11 protein-coding genes and 1 tRNA gene are annotated in these 15,880 nt (G+C 65.2%); 4 read left to right on the top strand and 8 right to left on the bottom strand.

What is annotated here, in order from left to right:
- Window positions 1-57 precede the first annotated feature (57 nt).
- The 3 genes from ABIB35_RS09670 to ABIB35_RS09680 form a co-directional block, all read right to left on the bottom strand.
- Window positions 58-2,133, bottom strand: a complete 2,076-nt coding sequence (locus ABIB35_RS09670; RefSeq protein ID WP_354180919.1) for a YhgE/Pip family protein — start codon at window positions 2,131-2,133, stop codon at window positions 58-60.
- Window positions 2,130-2,900, bottom strand: coding sequence for an ABC transporter ATP-binding protein (locus ABIB35_RS09675; protein WP_354180921.1), 771 nt, complete (start codon window positions 2,898-2,900; stop codon window positions 2,130-2,132). Before ABIB35_RS09675 ends, ABIB35_RS09670 begins: the two co-directional genes overlap by 4 nt.
- 142 nt (window positions 2,901-3,042) lie before the next feature.
- Complete coding sequence (locus ABIB35_RS09680; RefSeq protein ID WP_354180922.1) at window positions 3,043-4,500, bottom strand: dihydrolipoyl dehydrogenase family protein; 1,458 nt, start codon at window positions 4,498-4,500, stop codon at window positions 3,043-3,045.
- 135 nt (window positions 4,501-4,635) lie between these two features.
- On the opposite strand from ABIB35_RS09680, the gene ABIB35_RS09685 reads away from it, so the two are divergent.
- Window positions 4,636-5,847, top strand: coding sequence for an NAD(P)/FAD-dependent oxidoreductase (locus ABIB35_RS09685; RefSeq protein ID WP_354180923.1), 1,212 nt, complete (start codon window positions 4,636-4,638; stop codon window positions 5,845-5,847).
- Between the two features lie 140 nt (window positions 5,848-5,987).
- On the opposite strand, the gene ABIB35_RS09690 is transcribed toward ABIB35_RS09685, so the two are convergent.
- Window positions 5,988-6,063, bottom strand: a tRNA-Arg gene (locus ABIB35_RS09690).
- Window positions 6,064-6,368: 305 nt separating this feature from the next.
- On the opposite strand from ABIB35_RS09690, the gene ABIB35_RS09695 reads away from it, so the two are divergent.
- The gene (locus ABIB35_RS09695; protein ID WP_354180925.1) at window positions 6,369-8,261 is read left to right on the top strand and encodes a phosphoenolpyruvate carboxykinase (GTP); all 1,893 of its coding nucleotides are present in this window, start codon (window positions 6,369-6,371) and stop codon (window positions 8,259-8,261) included.
- Window positions 8,262-8,341: 80 nt separating this feature from the next.
- On the opposite strand, the gene ABIB35_RS09700 is transcribed toward ABIB35_RS09695, so the two are convergent.
- Window positions 8,342-8,809: a hypothetical protein gene (locus tag ABIB35_RS09700; RefSeq protein WP_354180927.1), complete on the bottom strand. Its 468-nt coding sequence runs from the start codon at window positions 8,807-8,809 to the stop codon at window positions 8,342-8,344.
- 4 nt (window positions 8,810-8,813) lie between these two features.
- Window positions 8,814-10,220 (bottom strand): phosphomannomutase/phosphoglucomutase, encoded by a 1,407-nt coding sequence (locus ABIB35_RS09705; protein ID WP_354180928.1) that lies wholly within the window; start codon window positions 10,218-10,220, stop codon window positions 8,814-8,816.
- Window positions 10,221-10,349: 129 nt separating this feature from the next.
- On the opposite strand from ABIB35_RS09705, the gene ABIB35_RS09710 reads away from it, so the two are divergent.
- Complete coding sequence (locus ABIB35_RS09710) at window positions 10,350-12,572, top strand: RecQ family ATP-dependent DNA helicase (protein ID WP_354180930.1); 2,223 nt, start codon at window positions 10,350-10,352, stop codon at window positions 12,570-12,572.
- Window positions 12,573-12,674: 102 nt separating this feature from the next.
- Here the strand turns inward: ABIB35_RS09710 and ABIB35_RS09715 are convergent, their stop codons facing one another.
- Window positions 12,675-13,454 carry an SDR family NAD(P)-dependent oxidoreductase gene (locus tag ABIB35_RS09715; RefSeq protein WP_354180974.1) on the bottom strand — a complete coding sequence of 260 codons (780 nt, stop codon included), beginning with the start codon at window positions 13,452-13,454 and terminating at the stop codon, window positions 12,675-12,677.
- A 2-nt stretch (window positions 13,455-13,456) separates the two neighbouring features.
- A complete protein-coding gene (locus ABIB35_RS09720) occupies window positions 13,457-14,356 on the bottom strand; it encodes a fumarylacetoacetate hydrolase family protein (protein WP_354180932.1) in 900 nt (299 codons plus the stop codon).
- A gap of 200 nt (window positions 14,357-14,556) precedes the next feature.
- Between ABIB35_RS09720 and ABIB35_RS09725 the strand changes: the two genes are divergently transcribed.
- Window positions 14,557-15,879, top strand: a complete 1,323-nt coding sequence (locus tag ABIB35_RS09725; protein WP_354180933.1) for an L-fuconate dehydratase — start codon at window positions 14,557-14,559, stop codon at window positions 15,877-15,879.
- Window position 15,880 lies beyond the last annotated feature (1 nt).

A 15,880-nucleotide genomic window follows, 5' to 3' on the forward strand; every position in this document is an offset into this window, starting at 1 on the left:
TTTCGAATGCTCCGCGCCGTCCCGGCTGAGTCAGGGGGCGGCGCGGACCGGCGCGCCCTACACTGCAATTTCAGGCTGCAGCGTTTTCAGCGTCCAGGTCTTGTGCTTGCGCGCAGCCAGCGTGGATAGCACCAGCCCCAGCAGCGTGTATCCCGCCAATCCAAGCGCGACGACGCCGACCGATGCCAGATCGCCGCCGTACAGCAGCTGCCGCAGACCGGTCACCACATGCCCCATAGGCAGAATCTCGTGCGCGAGGTGCAGCGGTGTGGGAGTTGTTTCCCAGGGGAAGGTTCCGTCTGAGGAGACCAGCTGAAGAACCAGCAGGATCAGGACAACAAACTTCCCCACGGATCCCAGCAGTGCCACAATCCCCTGGATCAGTGCCGAGAACGCCATGGCGGCGAGCAGTAGCAGGCCCCAGGCGAGGACCGGGTTGGCGGGGGAGAGCCCCAGTCCGAAGCGGACCACTGCGTACAACACGGTGGCCTGCACCAGGGCAACCGTCAGGAATGGAAGCCAGCCGCCCAGCGCAATCTTCACGGCGGGTGCATTGGACGCCAGCGCGCGCCGGCTGATGGGACGCATCGCCTGGACGAGCATGAATACCCCGATCCAGAGAGCCAAAGCGAGGAAGAACGGTGCGATCCCGGCGCCATAGCTGTCCGCCTTGGCCTGTGACACGGTGTTGACGCTGACCGGATCCGCGATGACTCGAGCAGCATTGGCGCGCTGCTGGTCATCGGGGTTGGGAACACTTCCGGCGCCATCGGTGAGTCCGTCGGACAATTCCGCGGACCCTCCGGCGAGCTGGGAGATCCCCTCGCTCAGCGTGGCAGCGCCCGCCGCAGCGGAGGAAGCACCCTCGGAGAGCCGGCCGGCTCCGGCTAGGGCATCCTGCTGGCCCGCGGCCAAGTCGCCAGCGCCGCGGGAGAGCGACCCGCTGCCCTCAGCCAGGGTCCCGGCGCCGGCTGCTGCGCTGGAAATGCCGTCGGTCAGGGCGGGTATGCCGGTAGCCAGCGCTCCGGCGCCGTCGGCTACTTGACGGGAACCATCAGCGAGGGCCTGGGTGGAAGCGGAGGCTGAGGCCAGCTGCGCAGCCAGGCCTGCATCGGAGGCGTCGGCGCTTCCCGCAGCTGCGGCCAGCACCTGGTTGGCCTGATCCTGCGTGAGGACCCCGTCAGCCACGAGTGCCGCCGTGGAAGCCTGGAGCCTGGCGGCCGCGGCGTCCTGGGCTGCTTTGATCCCGGACACGGCGCTCTGGAACTCGCTGTTGAGGGCTGCATTTCCGGCGGCAACCTGTTCGGCGCCGTCGGCCAGGGTGCGTGTCTGTTCCGGAAGCGCCGCGGCTCCGGCATTCAGCTGCAAAAGACCTGCCTGCAGTTCGCCGGCGCCGGCGTTGAGCTCTGCTGCACCTGCGGCCAGGGAGCCGGAGCCGGCTAACAGCTGCTGCTGCCCGGCGTACAGCTCCGCCGCTCCGCCGCTCAGCGTTTCCAGGCCGGTGGCCAGATCCGCCGCGCCCGTGTTTGCCTCTGCAGAGCCGGAAGCCACTTCGGATGCGCCGTCGGCGGCATCCTGCAACTGGGTATGGATGGTGCTGAAACCGGTCAGGAACTGATTCGCGGTTTCTTCACCCACTTCTGCCGCCACGGTGTCATGCACGGAGCCGGTGAGCTTGTCCACGATGCTGCTGAGCAGATAGTTATTGGCGTCATTTGTGGTGACGTTCAAGACTCCCTGCCGCGCACTGTCAAAGTCCGACGGCGATGTCAGGGACTTTGAGAAGTCAGCCGGGATTTTCAAGGCAAAGGAGTAGGTGCCGTCAGCCACGCCCGCATCAGCGGCGTCCGCGTCGGCCACTCGTTCCCACTCAAAGGTTCCATCCTCGAGGAGGGACTGCGCCACGGTGTCGCCGACCTCCAGGCGTTCCCCGCCGTCGGTCTCTGCGCCTTCGTCCTCCACCACCAGGGCGGCGGAAATACCGTCGAGGTTCCCGTAAGGGTCCCAGTTCGCGTACAGGTAAATGGCTCCGTAGAGCAGGGGAACCAGGGTGAGTGCAACAAGGGTGAGCTTGGGGAGCAGGCCGCCGGTCATTCGCTTGAGCTCGGAGAGGGCCAGTCGCAGGGTGGTCATGCGGACACTTCCGTTTCTGCTGTATCGGAGGATTGATGGGCATCAGCAGCATCAGCAGCATCAGCGGCATCAGCCGCTTGAGGGGAATCGCTGTCCGCAGGTTCTGCCGGGAGCCCGTCGCTGTCGTCGCGGCCGGCTTGTTCGGCCAGGGCTGTGGGCCCGTCCCAGAGGGCCGGCAGCTGTGCGACGGCGGCCACCACGGCAAGGTTCCGCGCCTCATCGTTGGCCAGGGCGTGGGCCACGGCCTCTTCCAGGACCGGAAGCCAGGCGCCCGGGTCCGCCTGATGCCGGTCCGGGGAATCCAGGACCAAGAGGTCCACCCGGGAGTCGGTCAGCGCCAGGGCGATCAGCAGACGGATCCGGTCGGGCGAAGGCAGCTGTTCAATCCACAGATTCCCACAGTCGCCGAAACCGCGGGCCTTCAGCCAGACAGCGGGGGAGGCCTTGGGGCGGTCTGCGCGTGGCGTCAGCGCCAAGTCCTCCGCCACCAGATCCTTCACGCGCAAATGGGGCTCGGGTTCGTTGACGCCGGGGGAGTCCAGTAACGCGCTTCGTCGGCGCAGATGCGTCAGGCTGGCATCGCGGTTCCAGTGCAGGGAGCCGCTGGTGGGTTTCATGCGTCCGCTGAGGGTCAGTGCCAGTGCGGTGCGGGCAGACGCGTCATCCGCCTGGGCCAGCAGGACTTCGCCGGGTGCCACTGAGAGGGACGTTGGGGCAAGAAGGTCACTGTGGCGGCCTTGGACGTACAGATGGTTTGCGGTGAGCATGTTTGCGGCTTTTGGGTAGACGGAGCCGCGGCGTTGGCCAATCGGCTACGAGCCATCCTAGCCAAGCTGACTGGTCAGTTCAATTAAGGGGCGTGGTGTGATCTGGACTTCAGCCAGCCGCGGGCGACCGCCGTGAACGGGTCTAGAGTCCGTACTTCTCCAGCAGACGGAGCCAGATTTCGCTGATCGTGGGATAGGACGGAACGGCGTGCCACAACCGGTCCAGGGGGACTTCGCCGGTAATGGCGATGGTGGCCGAGTGGAGCAGCTCAGACACGTCCGGGCCGGCGAAAGTCATGCCGACCAGGACCCCGCGGTCTTCATCCACCACCATCTGGGCCCAGCCGCGGTAGTCATCGGAATGCAGTGAAGAGCCGGCCACTGAAAGCTCCAGCGAGGTCTCCGACGCGTTGATGCCATCTGCACGAGCCTGCTCCAGAGTCCGGCCAACCATGGCCAGTTCAGGATCGGTGAAGACCACCTGCGGAACGGCGACATGGTTGGCCGTTGATGCTTCCCGGCTCCAGGGTGCCGGTGCCCCGGTTCCGGACAGTTCTCCGCGGGCCCGTGCGGCGATGGCGGCACCCGTGGCCCGCGCCTCGTATTTGCCCTGATGCGTCAACAGCACCTTGCCTGCGGCATCTCCGACCACGTACAGCCAATCGGTGCCGTCCACCAGCCCGGAATCGTCCGAGTCCAGCCGCACTGCATCCAGGCCCAGATCTTCCAGGCCCAGATCGGTCAGCGCGGGAGCGCGGCCCGTGGACACGAGGAGCCTGTCAGCAGCGAGTACTGAGCCGTCGCCCAGCCCCATTTCCACTCCGCCGTCAGCTCCCGGACGGACAAAGTCGCTCTGGGTAAAGGTGCGGACGTCCACTCCGTCTTCGGCGAGGCCCGCTTTGACCAGCTCCCGTGCGGGCTCCGGATACATATCCAGCACATTGTGCCTCGCCACCAAGGTCACCTTTGAGCCCAGCCGCGCCCAGGCCTGCGAGAGCTCGGTTCCCGAGACCCCGCCACCGAGCACGATCAGCCGTTCCGGAACTTCGTGTGAAGAGGTCGCTTCCCGGGTGCCCCAGTACTCGACGGTGTCCAGGCCTTTGAGCGGGGGCGGAGTCGGAACCGAGCCGGTTGCCAACACCACGGCGTGGCGGGCGGAGATGGTGAGGGAGCCGCCGTCGTCGTACTCCACCCGCACTTCGCGCGGACCGATGAGGCGCCCGCGCCCGCGCACCAGGCCGATTCCCGTGGTGCGGACCCATTCTTCCTGCCCGGAATCGTTCCAGTGCGAGGTGAAACTATCGCGTCGCTCCAGGACTGCCGGCACGTCCAGGGCCCCGGTCACGGCCTCGCGGGAACCCGCGACGGACTGCGCGGCATGCAGCGCCGTGCCCGGACGCAGGAGTGCCTTGGAGGGCATGCAGGCCCAGTAGGAGCACTCGCCGCCGATCAGGGCAGACTCCACGAGGACGGCCTCCAATCCGCTGTGGACCACCCTCCCGGCCGCGTTCTCGCCCACCGCTCCGCCGCCAAGTATGACGACGTCGGTCTCCAGCCGCTGCGGATGCTGGACTTCGGTGCTGCCACTCTGATCAGTCATGAACAGAGCTTGGCACGTCGCGCCCGCGGACGGAAGGCGAGGCAGGGGGCGCCGCCGGGGCATGGGGGGAGGACGGAATATCTCGCCTAGTCTTAAGGGGCACTCCAACGTTCTTCGGCTAGGAAATACAACACTATGGCTCTTGGATCTGTCCTTATCGCCGGCGGCGGCGTAGCAGGCTTCGCCACCGCCGGTCAGCTGCGTTCGCGCGGATTCGGCGGGCAGATCACCATCGTGGACCCCGAGGGCCTGCCCTATGACCGTCCGCCGCTGAGCAAGGACTACCTGCTGGGCAGCAAGTCCGCGGAACAGATCCTGCTGGCCGGCGCCGCCTGGTTCGACGAGCGGGAAATTGCAGTGGTTACCGGCCGGGCCGCAGCCCTCATGCCCGACCAGGGAGCCGTCCTGCTGGAGGACGGCCGCAAACTCACGGCAGACAGGATTGTCCTGGCCACAGGTGCAGTGCCCCGCCGTCTGGACATCCCGGGGGGTGGCGAAGACACAGTCCTGGAACTTCGCACCAAGGCGGATGCGGACCAGCTGCGCCTAGTGCTGGGTCCGGGGGTACGGCTGGCCATCATCGGAGCCGGCCTCATCGGGGCGGAAGCGGCGTCAGCTGCCCTGACCCTCGGTGCGGAGGTGACCTTGATCGACCCGGTCAACCCGCCGCTGGTCCCGGCCGTTGGCTCCGCGCTGGCGAACCGGCTGCACCGGATGCATGCGGCCCGGGGTATTCGGGTGCTGACCGGAATTCCCAAGGCCATCACGGTTAATGGTGCCGGCCACCGGATTGTCATGGCCGGAGGAGCCTCGATCGACGCCGATCAGGTGCTGGTGGGGATCGGAGTTGTTCCGAACTCCACGCTGGCCGCATCCGCCGGACTGGACGTGGAGAACGGCATCCTGGTGGATGAGCGCCAGCGCACCAGCCATCCACACGTTTATGCGGTGGGAGACGCAGCCCGGGTCCGCTTGCAGGATGGCACGCTTCTGCGGCGGGCCGAGCACTGGGAGCATGCGCGGAACACCGGGAGCACGGCGGCTGCTGCCCTTCTTGGACAGGAGCTGCCTGATCATGGTGCCTCATGGTTCTGGTCGGACCGCCACGGCGTCCATGTGGAGGGGGTTGGATCGATGGCGGGGGAGGGCGACGTTGTGATCCGGGAAAGGGCTGGTGCGCCGGTGGCGAGTTTCCGCCTGGATGCGGCTGGCTATCTGCTCGGCTGCGCTGCGGTTGACGGCGGAATGCTTGTGCGTGCCGCCCGCCGCATCATTGACCGGCGAATTCTGGTGGACCCGGTAATGCTGGCGGATCCTACGGTGGATCTGAAGAAAATGGTTCGCTGAATGGCCTGAGCGGGCGGGCGAGGATCGCAGCGGCTCTGCACCGAATTTCGGAAGCAGTGAGAACGGGAAGGCGTCCGCTTTCCGGGGACAACAAAAAACCCGGTGTGATCAGTATTTCTACTGGTCACACCGGGCTTTATTGGTGCGCGCGAAGGGATTCGAACCCCCAACCTTCTGATCCGTAGTCAGATGCTCTATCCGTTGAGCTACGCACGCATTTGGATTTTTCGATGTTTTCCGGCTGGTGAGGCCTTCCTTCAAAGTTTGTCCGTGGCTGTTTTGCCGTAAATAACTATAGCCCAGATTCTCAGGTGCGCCTAATCGGGGTCGATGACGGCGGATAGCTAGACCGGTCTATATGACCTTAGTCACATCGGAGTATGCTGGGCCACACAAGTTTGTTGAATTCTAGGGAAACATTCAGGTTCGAAGATTATAGGTACTACCTTTCCTGCCGGAGAGGGCGGCGCGCCGACAACTAGCATCAAAATCACACCACTGGCCCAACGAAGGGAAGAGTCATGGGCGATGACGCGCGTCAGCTAGTTCTCGATGAGAGCGGCGCAAACGCTGCTCCTAGCCATTTGGACAGCAATACACCGGGGGCCTCTGAGGAAGCACCCACCACCCACCAGGCGCTGCTTGCATGGGTTCAGCAAGTGGCCGAGCTGACGCAGCCTGATCGCGTTTATTGGGTTGACGGATCCGAGGCAGAAAACAAGCGCCTCACCGATGAGCTGGTGGAAGCCGGAACCCTGGTCCGGCTCAACCCGGAGGCCTTCCCCAATTCCTTCGCAGCCTTCTCCGATCCCAAGGACGTGGCACGCGTCGAGGAGCAGACGTTCATCTGTTCGGAGAAGAAGCACGACGCCGGCTTCACCAATAACTGGATGGACCCGTCCGAGATGCGCCAGAAGCTGGACGGGCTGTTCTCCGGTTCCATGCGCGGGCGCACCATGTACGTCATTCCCTTTGTTATGGGCCACCTCGAAGCAGAGGATCCCAAATTCGGCGTCGAGATCACGGACAGCGCCTACGTGGTGGCGTCCATGCGCATCATGGCCCGCATCGGCACGGATGTGCTGCGGAAGATGGAAGAGGTTGACGCGTTCTTCGTGCCGGCTCTGCACTCCGTCGGAGCCCCGCTAGCCGAGGGTGAGCAGGATGTTGTGTGGCCCTGCAGCGATGAGAAGTGGATTGTTCACTTCCCCGAGGACCGGTCCATCTTCTCCTACGGCTCCGGCTACGGTGGCAACGCCCTTCTGGGCAAGAAGTGCTATGCCCTGCGTATCGCCTCAGTCATGGCGCGGGACGAAGGCTGGCTTGCCGAGCACATGCTCATCCTGAAGCTCACCAGCCCCGCAAAGAAGGACTACTTTGTGGCGGCGGCGTTCCCGTCCGCCTGCGGCAAGACCAATCTTGCCCTGCTGGATCCCACCATTGAGGGTTGGAAGGTTGAAACACTCGGTGATGACATCACCTGGATGCGTTTTGGCCATGACGGCGAGCTGCGGGCCACCAACCCGGAGGCGGGCCTGTTCGGCGTCGCTCCGGGCACCGGCTGGAGCACTAACCCCAACGCGATGCGCGCTATCGCCAAGGGCAACTCGATCTTCACTAACGTGGCACTGACCGACGACGGCGGTGTGTGGTGGGAGGGCATGACGGACGACGCCCCCGCGCACCTGACCGACTGGCTCGGCAATGACTGGACGCCGGAGGACGGTCGCCCGGCCGCGCATCCGAATTCCCGTTTCTGCACGCCGATCGACCAGATCGATATGCTGGCCGAGGAATACCACTCCCCGAACGGTGTGCCGGTGTCCGCGATCCTCTTCGGCGGCCGCCGCAAGACCACGGTTCCCCTGGTGACGCAGTCCCGCGACTGGACCAACGGCATCTTCATGGGGTCCACACTGTCCTCGGAAACCACCGCCGCAGCATCGGGTCAGGTGGGCGTGGTCCGTCGTGATCCGATGGCCATGCTGCCGTTCATGGGTTACGACGCCGGAGATTACCTGCGGCACTGGATCACACTCAGCGGCAAGGCCAACCAGGAGACGCTGCCCAAGATCTTCCTGGTGAACTGGTTCCGCCGGACGGCCGAGGGCGGATTCGCCTGGCCCGGCTTCGGGGACAACTCCCGCGTGCTCAAGTGGGTCATTGAGCGGATCGAAGGAACGGCCGACGCCGTCGAAACCCCGATTGGCTTTGTACCCACCGGAGAGTCCCTGGACCTCACCGGGATGGACATGACGCCGGCCGAGGTTGAGGCCGCAGTGCACGTTGATCCCGAGGAATGGAAGACCGAGCTGGCGGGCATCGAAGAATGGTACACCCGGTTCGGGGAATCCCTGCCTGAGGATCTGGTCGCGGAGCTGCAGACGCTCAAGGAGCGCTTCGCCGCCGCCTAATCTTAGTGTCACGAAACGAAAAGCCGGCGGTACCGCGCAGATGCGCGGTACCGCCGGCCTTTTTGTCAGTCGCGAAGCCTTTAGGCCTCGTCGGCGTTTTCTTCGCTGCCCCAGATGAGCCGGTCGCCCGATTCCCACTGCGGCTCGGCAAACGTCCACTCACCGTCGGTCTCGGAGTACGTCTGGATGGCGGAAATGCAGACGCCCTCGGAGTGCTCGGCCACTACGTGGATGGCGTCAGTGGACTCATCCGGCAGGTGGATGTCGGAGAAGACCGCGGCGGCACGGTTGTCGGCCTTCTGCTCCCCGAGGACCTGGTAGATGTCATCGATCATGGCGTCGGCGTCGAGGTCTTCGTCGCTTTCTTCCGGTGCTACGGCAATCATCCGCAGTTCGCCGTCGTTCTGGACCACCAGGGCAGCGGGCAGGAAGGCGCCCTGTGCCTCCAGCTGCTCCTGGGCCACACCCAATGCGGTGCCCAGCAGTGAATTCAGGTCCTCCTGGACCTGGGCGGAGGGCTCTTCGCCGTTCAGTTCAACATCAGCCATTGGTTTAGTTCCTAACTAGTTCAAGTACGCGGTCGCGGACCCGCACCATGGTGGGGAGGTCTTCGGCTTCGGCGTTCAGCCGGAGGAAGGGTTCAGTGTTCGACGCGCGGAGGTTAAACCACCACTGTCCGTCATCGGAGGTGAAAGTCAATCCATCGAGGGTATCCACGGTGACGCCGGTCCGGTCAAATTCTTCGCGGACGCGGGCCACTGCTGCAGGCACGTCGGAGAGCTCGGAGTTGATCTCGCCGGAGGCAAAGTACGGCTCGTACTCGCGGGCCAGATCCGAGAGCGGCAGGGTCTGTTCGCCCAGCGCCGCAAGGACGTGCATGGCAGCGAGCATGCCGGTGTCGGCATTGTAGAAGTCGCGGAAGTAGTAGTGGGCGGAGTGCTCACCGCCGAAGACGGCGCCTTCCTCGGCCATCAGCGCCTTGATGAAGGAGTGGCCCACGCGTGTGCGGACAGCGCGGCCGCCGTCGGCCTCCACCAGTTCGGGAACCGCGCGGGAGGTAATGAGGTTGTGGATGATGACCGGCATAGTTTCGCCGGCTGCCTTGGCGCGGGCGATCTCGCGGCGGGCCACCAGGGCAGTGATGGCCGAGGGGCTAACCGGCTCGCCCTTTTCATCAATCACAAAGCAGCGGTCCGCGTCGCCGTCGAAGGCCAGGCCCAGATCCGCTCCGTGCGCAACGACGGCTGCCTGGAGGTCCACAAGGTTGGCAGGCTCCAGCGGATTGGCCGGATGGTTCGGGAAGGACCCGTCCAGCTCAAAGTAGAGATCCACGATATCCAGCGGCAGGCCCGCCAGCAGCGTGTCACCCAGAACAGCAGGGGTGGTGAGTCCAGCCATTCCGTTGCCGGCGTCCACAACCACCTTGAGCGGGCGGATGCCGGTCAGATCCACCAGGCTGCGGAGGTATTCCGAGTAGTCCCGCAGGATGTCGCGGACGCTGATCTGGCCGGGGGTTTCGACGGCGGGAATGCTACCGGCGTTCAGGTACTGCTCCGCCAGGGCCTGGATGTCGTAGAGCCCGGTTTCGGAGGAGATCGGAACGGCTCCGGCCTTGGCCATCTTGATGCCGTTGTACTGCGCCGGGTTGTGGCTCGCTGTGAATGTGGCTCCGGCTGCGTTGAGGGCGCCGCAGGCGTAGTAGAGCTCGTCGGTGGAAATGAGGTCCAGCAGGAGCACATCGGCGCCGCGCATGGTGGCTCCGGCGGCGAAGTCCCTGATGAACTCGGGGGAGGACGGGCGCATATCGCCGCCCACGAGGACGGTCTGCCCGGCAAGATCAAGCACGTCTACAAAAGCGGCACCAACGGCTTTGACGATTTGCGGGGTGATGGTCTCGCCTACGACGCCGCGGACGTCGTAGGCCTTAAAGGACGCGGAAAGATCGAATGCACTAGTCACCCGGACAGTCTATAGGCCAGTGCCGCTGGCCTGGTTTGAGGCCCGCGTCGCCTGTCCATAACCGTTCCTGTCCACAGGAGTCTTACCGATTGGAGGAAACAGTCAGCGGCGGCTGGAATAGTGGAAGGTATGGAATTCCAGCAAGACAACCACACTGCTCCTGATCACACTGCGCCTGATCACACTGTTAGTGATACTGAGCCGGAGGATAATCGCGGTCCCGGCCGTGAGGACTCCGCCGATGCCGTTCCAGGCCTGCGTGCTGAAGCCACTGGCCTGCTCCGGGCGCTGGTGGGCAATGACGCTGCGGAGTTTCATGAGGGCCAGTACGAGGCCATTGAGGCGCTTGTCGCCGGCGGCCGGCGCGCTTTGGTGGTTCAGCGCACCGGGTGGGGCAAGTCGGCTGTCTACTTCGTCGCGAGCCTGCTGCTGCGTGCCCGCGGCGCCGGTCCCACTCTGATCGTCTCTCCACTGCTGGCACTGATGCGTGACCAGGTGGCTGCCGCTGCCCGCGCCGGCGTACGCGCCGTGGCAATCAACTCCGCCAATCAGCTGGAGTGGCAGGACATCTCAGCCAAGCTCCACAGTGATGAGGTGGATGTCCTTCTCGTCTCGCCCGAACGGCTGAACAACCCGGGTTTCCGGGAAACCCATCTGCCCGAGCTGATCCGCCGCTCCGGGCTCCTGGTGATTGATGAAGCGCACTGCATTTCGGACTGGGGTCATGACTTCCGCCCGGACTACCGGCGGATCCGCAGCCTGATTGAACAGCTTCCGGCCTCGGTGCCGGTCCTGGCGACTACGGCCACCGCCAACTCCCGCGTGGTGAAGGACATTGAGGAACAGCTGGCCTCCGGCGGTGAGGACGTCTTCACCATCCGCGGCGCCCTCGCCCGGCAATCCCTTCGCCTGGGTGTCCTGCGGCTGCCCACTGCCAAGGCACGGTTGGGTTGGCTCCTGACACATATTGATGAGCTGCCCGGGTCCGGGATCATTTATGCGCTCACGGTGTCCGCGGCGGAGGACACTGCCCGGCTGCTGCAGCAGGCCGGGCACCCGGTTCTGGCCTACACCGGACGCACTGACCCGGCGGACCGGGAGCAGGCTGAAGCAGCCTTGAAGAACAACGAGGTCAAGGCGCTGGTAGCCACCAGTGCGTTGGGGATGGGCTTCGACAAGCCGGACCTGGGCTTTGTTGTCCACCTCGGTGCTCCGTCCTCGCCCGTGGCGTATTACCAGCAGGTGGGACGTGCCGGCCGCGGGACCCCGAGTGCTGATGTGCTGCTGCTGCCCGGTGCCGAGGACAAGGACATCTGGGAGTATTTCGCCACGTCTTCCATGCCGGCGGAAGGCCCGGCCAACGCCGTGCTGACCGAGCTGGCATCCGGCGCCGTCATGTCCACCGGAGCCCTGGAAACACGGGTGAACCTGAAGCGCTCCCCGCTGGAGCTGCTGTTGAAGGTCCTGGCTGTGGACGGTGCGGTGGAGCGGGTCTCCGGCGGCTGGCGCGGTACCGGGGAACCGTGGACCTATGACCGGGAGAGGTACGAGCGGATTTCCGCGGCCCGGGTTCGCGAACAGCAGGCCATGCTGGACTACGAAAGCACCACGGGCTGCCGGATGGAGTTCCTGTCTGTCCAGCTTGATGATCCCGCAGCTGCCCCGTGCGGGCGCTGCGACAACTGCGCCGGACGGTGGTTCTCCGGAGAGGTGGCGGAAGAGGCCACTGACAGCGCCGGCCAGGCGCTCAGCCGGGTGGGGGTGGACGTTGATCCGCGCGGTATGTATCCCTCAGGTATGGACCGGTTAGGTGTTCCGGTGAAGGGGAAGATCAAGCCCGAGCTGGCATTGTCCACGGGACGGGCGCTCGCCCGCCTGACCGACCTCGGCTGGGGCGGCCGGCTGCGGGAAATCTTCGGCCCGGAGGCTGCGGACACCACCGTGGATGACGCCCTGCTGAAGGGATGCGTGCAGGTGCTGGCGCAGTGGGGGTGGACGGAACGTCCGGTGGCCGTGGTCAGCATCCCGTCCCGTTCCCGGCCGCAGCTGGTTGGGTCCTTGGCGCACGGCATCTCAACACTGGGCCGGATCCCGTACTTGGGTGCCCTGCAGTTGCCGCACGGCGGACCTACGGGCGGGCCCGGCGGCAACAGCGCCTTCCGGCTGGCCTCGGTCTGGGACCAGTTTGCGGTTCCCGAGGAGGGAGCGGCCTGGTTCGCGGCTAACCCCGGCCCGGTTCTGCTGGTGGATGACTTTGCGGACAGCCGCTGGACCCTGACCGAAGCCGGCCGGGTGCTCAGGCAGGCCGGCGCGGCTTCCGTGCTGCCTTTTGTCCTGGCGCTGAAGGCATAGCCCTTAGCCGGCGCCGGCTGGTATTGGACGCCTGTGATACTGCCCGCCCGGGGCGGCGGAGATCGGCGTCGGTCAGGCGGCACGGCTGGGAGGAGGTCGGCCCTACGCCGGGGCCTGGACTGGCTCCTGCGCCGGCAGGGGGCGCAGGCGCAGTCCTTGCATACCGCCGTCGACTGCCAGTGACGTTCCCGCCGTCGAGCCGGAAAGCGGGCTGGCCAGATACGCGACGGCACCGGCTACCTCGTCGGCCGAGACCAGCCGCCCATGGGGCTGGCGTGCGTTAAGCGCTGCCCGTTCGGCAGCCGGATCCACCGCCGAGTCCAGGAGCCTGCCTACCCAAGGCGTATCGGCCGTTCCGGGATTAACCGCGTTGACCCGGATGCCTTCGCGAAGATGGTCGGCGGCCATGGCCAGTGAGAGGGACAGCACTGCACCCTTTGTGGCGCTGTACAGGGCGCGCTCCGGAAGACCAGCGGTGGCAGCGATTGAAGAGGTGTTCACGACGGCCGCCGCGGAGGAACGCCGCAGCCAGGGCAGAGCCGCCCGGGTTACCCGGACGATTCCCATCACGTTGACGTCCCAGACCCGATTCCACTCGTCGTCTCCATTGGCTTCCACAGTTCCCTGAGCGCCGATCCCGGCATTATTGATGACCACGTCCAGGCCGCCGAACGCCTCTGCAGCCTGGGCGACGGCGGCACGCACCGAGGCATCATCGCTGACATCGCAGGCAAGGCACAGATGCGGGCTGCTACCCGCCGCCGCCGGGTTGAGATCCAGCACCGCCACCCGGGCACCGAGCCCTGCCAGCCGGTCGGCAATCGCCGCTCCGAGCCCGGAAGCCCCTCCCGTGACGATTGCGGAAAGGCCAGTCATTTCCATGCTCATTGTGCATCTCCTGTCTTTGGGGCGGCTCCGGGGAGGGCAGGAAAGAACTCCTGCCGCTGGGTACCAAGGCCGTCGATTTCCAGCTCGGCAATGTCCCCCGCCGAAAGGTACGGGAATCGCCCGGAGAGAGCCACGCCTTCCGGAGTTCCCGTAAGGATGAGGTCGCCGGGTTCAAGCAGCATGTACTGGCTCAGGTGATGGACCAGGACGGCGGGATCGAAGAGCATATCCGCCGTCTTGGAATCCTGCCGCACCTCGCCGTTGACCCGGCTGCGGATCCCCAGTGCTGTCGGATCCACCTCATCGGCGGGCACTAGCCACGGGCCCACCGGGGTTGAGGCAGGCAGGGACTTGCCCTTCGTCCATTGGCCTGCCTCGCCGGGCAGCTGATAGGCGCGCTCGGAGAGGTCATTGGCCACTACGTATCCCGCGATTACCCCGGCGGCGTCTTCGGGGGAAGCGAGGTACAGGGCCCGGTGGCCGATGACGACACCCAGCTCTACTTCCCAGTCGTACTTAAGGGCACCAGGTGGAAGGGGCGCGGGGTCGTACGGGCCGGCGATGGTGTTTGCCGGTTTAAGGAAAACGACAGGGACGCGGGGCGGGTTGGCTCCGGATTCCGCGGCGTGGGCGGCATAGTTCATGCCGATGCAGATGATGGACCCGGGCCGGGCAATCGGAGCGCCGATCCGCAGCTGGTCCGCGGCGGGGACTTCCGGAAGCATGCCGACGGCCAGTGCGCGCCGGGTAGCCTCCACTCCTCCCGAAGCGAGGAAAGCGCCGTCGACCTCAGCCGTCAGCGGGTCCAGAGCATACGTCCGCTCGATACCTTCGGCATCAGCCGCGAGGACGGCCGGACGCTCATTTCCGGCGGTGCCTAACCGTACAAATTTCATTGTTCCGTCCTTGCCGCGTGGTGCGCTGCGGAGCCCGCCGGGCTGGCCGTATCGACAGGCCGTGCGCGGCGGGAACATCCGAGCTATCTGGGGTTCTGGGCCAGAGTCTACGGCAAAAACACTAATTGACAACATAGACATCCGATGTTTAGCTTCGTTGCAGCGCCATCCAACCATCATTAACTACGGGAGAGCCGAACGTGAGCACCATTACCGCCGTCGAGACCAGCGACGTCCGCTTTCCGACTTCCAGGGAACTGGACGGATCGGACGCGATGAACCCTGATCCCGACTATTCCGCGGCATATCTAGTGATCCGCACCGACAGCCCCGATGGCCTGGAAGGGCACGGTTTTGTCTTCACCATCGGCCGTGGCAACGAGGTTGAAGCGGCCGCAATCCAGGCTCTGTCCGGCCACCTGCTGGGCCGGAACTGCGAAGACCTGCTCGCGGACATGGGCAGCACGTGGAAGATGATGGTCCATGATTCGCAGCTCCGCTGGCTCGGCCCGGAAAAGGGCGTGATGCACATGGCCATCGGGGCCGTGGTCAACGCACTGTGGGATCTGAAGGCGAAGCGCTCGGGCCTGCCGCTCTGGCAGCTTTTGGCCCGGATGAGTCCCGAGGAAATCGTGGATCTGGTGGACTTCCGCTACCTCAGCGACGCCTTGACTCCCGAAGATGCGCTGGGCATCCTCAGGGACGCGGTGCCGGGGCGGAAGGAACGCGAAGACGCGCTCATTGCGGAGGGATACCCCGGATACACCACCACCCCGGGCTGGCTTGGCTACTCGGACGAACGGCTGATCCGGCTCTCCGCCGAAGCGGTGAGGGACGGCTTTAAGCAGATCAAGCTCAAGGTTGGCTCGGACCTCTCCGACGACATCCGCCGGCTGAAGACCGCCCGCGAAACGGTTGGTCCCGATGTGCGGATTGCCGTGGATGCGAACCAACGTTGGGACGTGGACACCGCCGTCGAATGGATCCGGCAGCTTGCCCCCTTTGACCTTGCCTGGGTGGAGGAACCCACAAGCCCCGATGACGTCCTTGGCCACGCTGCCATTGCCCGGGCGATTGCCCCGGTACGGGTAGCGACCGGCGAACACGTGGCCAATCGGGTGGTCTTCAAGCAGATGCTGCAGGCCGGCTCGCTGCAGGTCCTGCAGATTGACGCAGCCCGCGTGGCCGGGGTCAACGAGAATATTGCGATTTTGCTCTTGGCCGCAAAATTCGGGGTCCCGGTCTGCCCCCACGCCGGGGGAGTGGGTCTCTGTGAAGCGGTTCAGCACCTATCCATGTTTGACTTCATAGCGGTCTCCGGAGAGAAGGAAGACCGCGTCATCGAGTACGTGGACCACCTTCATGAACATTTTGTTACGCCAGTGGAGGTCCGCGGCGGGCGCTACTGGCCGCCGCTCTCCCCTGGCGGCGGATCCCAAATGCTTGAAGCGACGCTGCAAACGTACGCTTTTCCGGACGGACCGGCCTGGACCACCGGAAGCGAAAAGGAGATGGCGCACTGAT

Origin of the sequence: Arthrobacter sp. UYP6 (assembly GCF_040547315.1) — a bacterium.
GTDB lineage: Bacteria > Actinomycetota > Actinomycetes > Actinomycetales > Micrococcaceae > Arthrobacter_B.

Coding starts and splice junctions, on each gene's coding strand:
- ABIB35_RS09670 (WP_354180919.1), bottom strand. CDS start 2,133: ATGACCACCCTGCGACTGGCCCTCTCCGAGCTCAAGCGAATGACCGGC.
- ABIB35_RS09710 (WP_354180930.1), top strand. CDS start 10,350: ATGGAATTCCAGCAAGACAACCACACTGCTCCTGATCACACTGCGCCT.
- ABIB35_RS09715 (WP_354180974.1), bottom strand. CDS start 13,454: ATGGAAATGACTGGCCTTTCCGCAATCGTCACGGGAGGGGCTTCCGGG.
- ABIB35_RS09720 (WP_354180932.1), bottom strand. CDS start 14,356: ATGAAATTTGTACGGTTAGGCACCGCCGGAAATGAGCGTCCGGCCGTC.
- ABIB35_RS09695 (WP_354180925.1), top strand. CDS start 6,369: ATGGGCGATGACGCGCGTCAGCTAGTTCTCGATGAGAGCGGCGCAAAC.
- ABIB35_RS09680 (WP_354180922.1), bottom strand. CDS start 4,500: ATGACTGATCAGAGTGGCAGCACCGAAGTCCAGCATCCGCAGCGGCTG.
- ABIB35_RS09675 (WP_354180921.1), bottom strand. CDS start 2,900: ATGCTCACCGCAAACCATCTGTACGTCCAAGGCCGCCACAGTGACCTT.
- ABIB35_RS09685 (WP_354180923.1), top strand. CDS start 4,636: ATGGCTCTTGGATCTGTCCTTATCGCCGGCGGCGGCGTAGCAGGCTTC.
- ABIB35_RS09700 (WP_354180927.1), bottom strand. CDS start 8,809: ATGGCTGATGTTGAACTGAACGGCGAAGAGCCCTCCGCCCAGGTCCAG.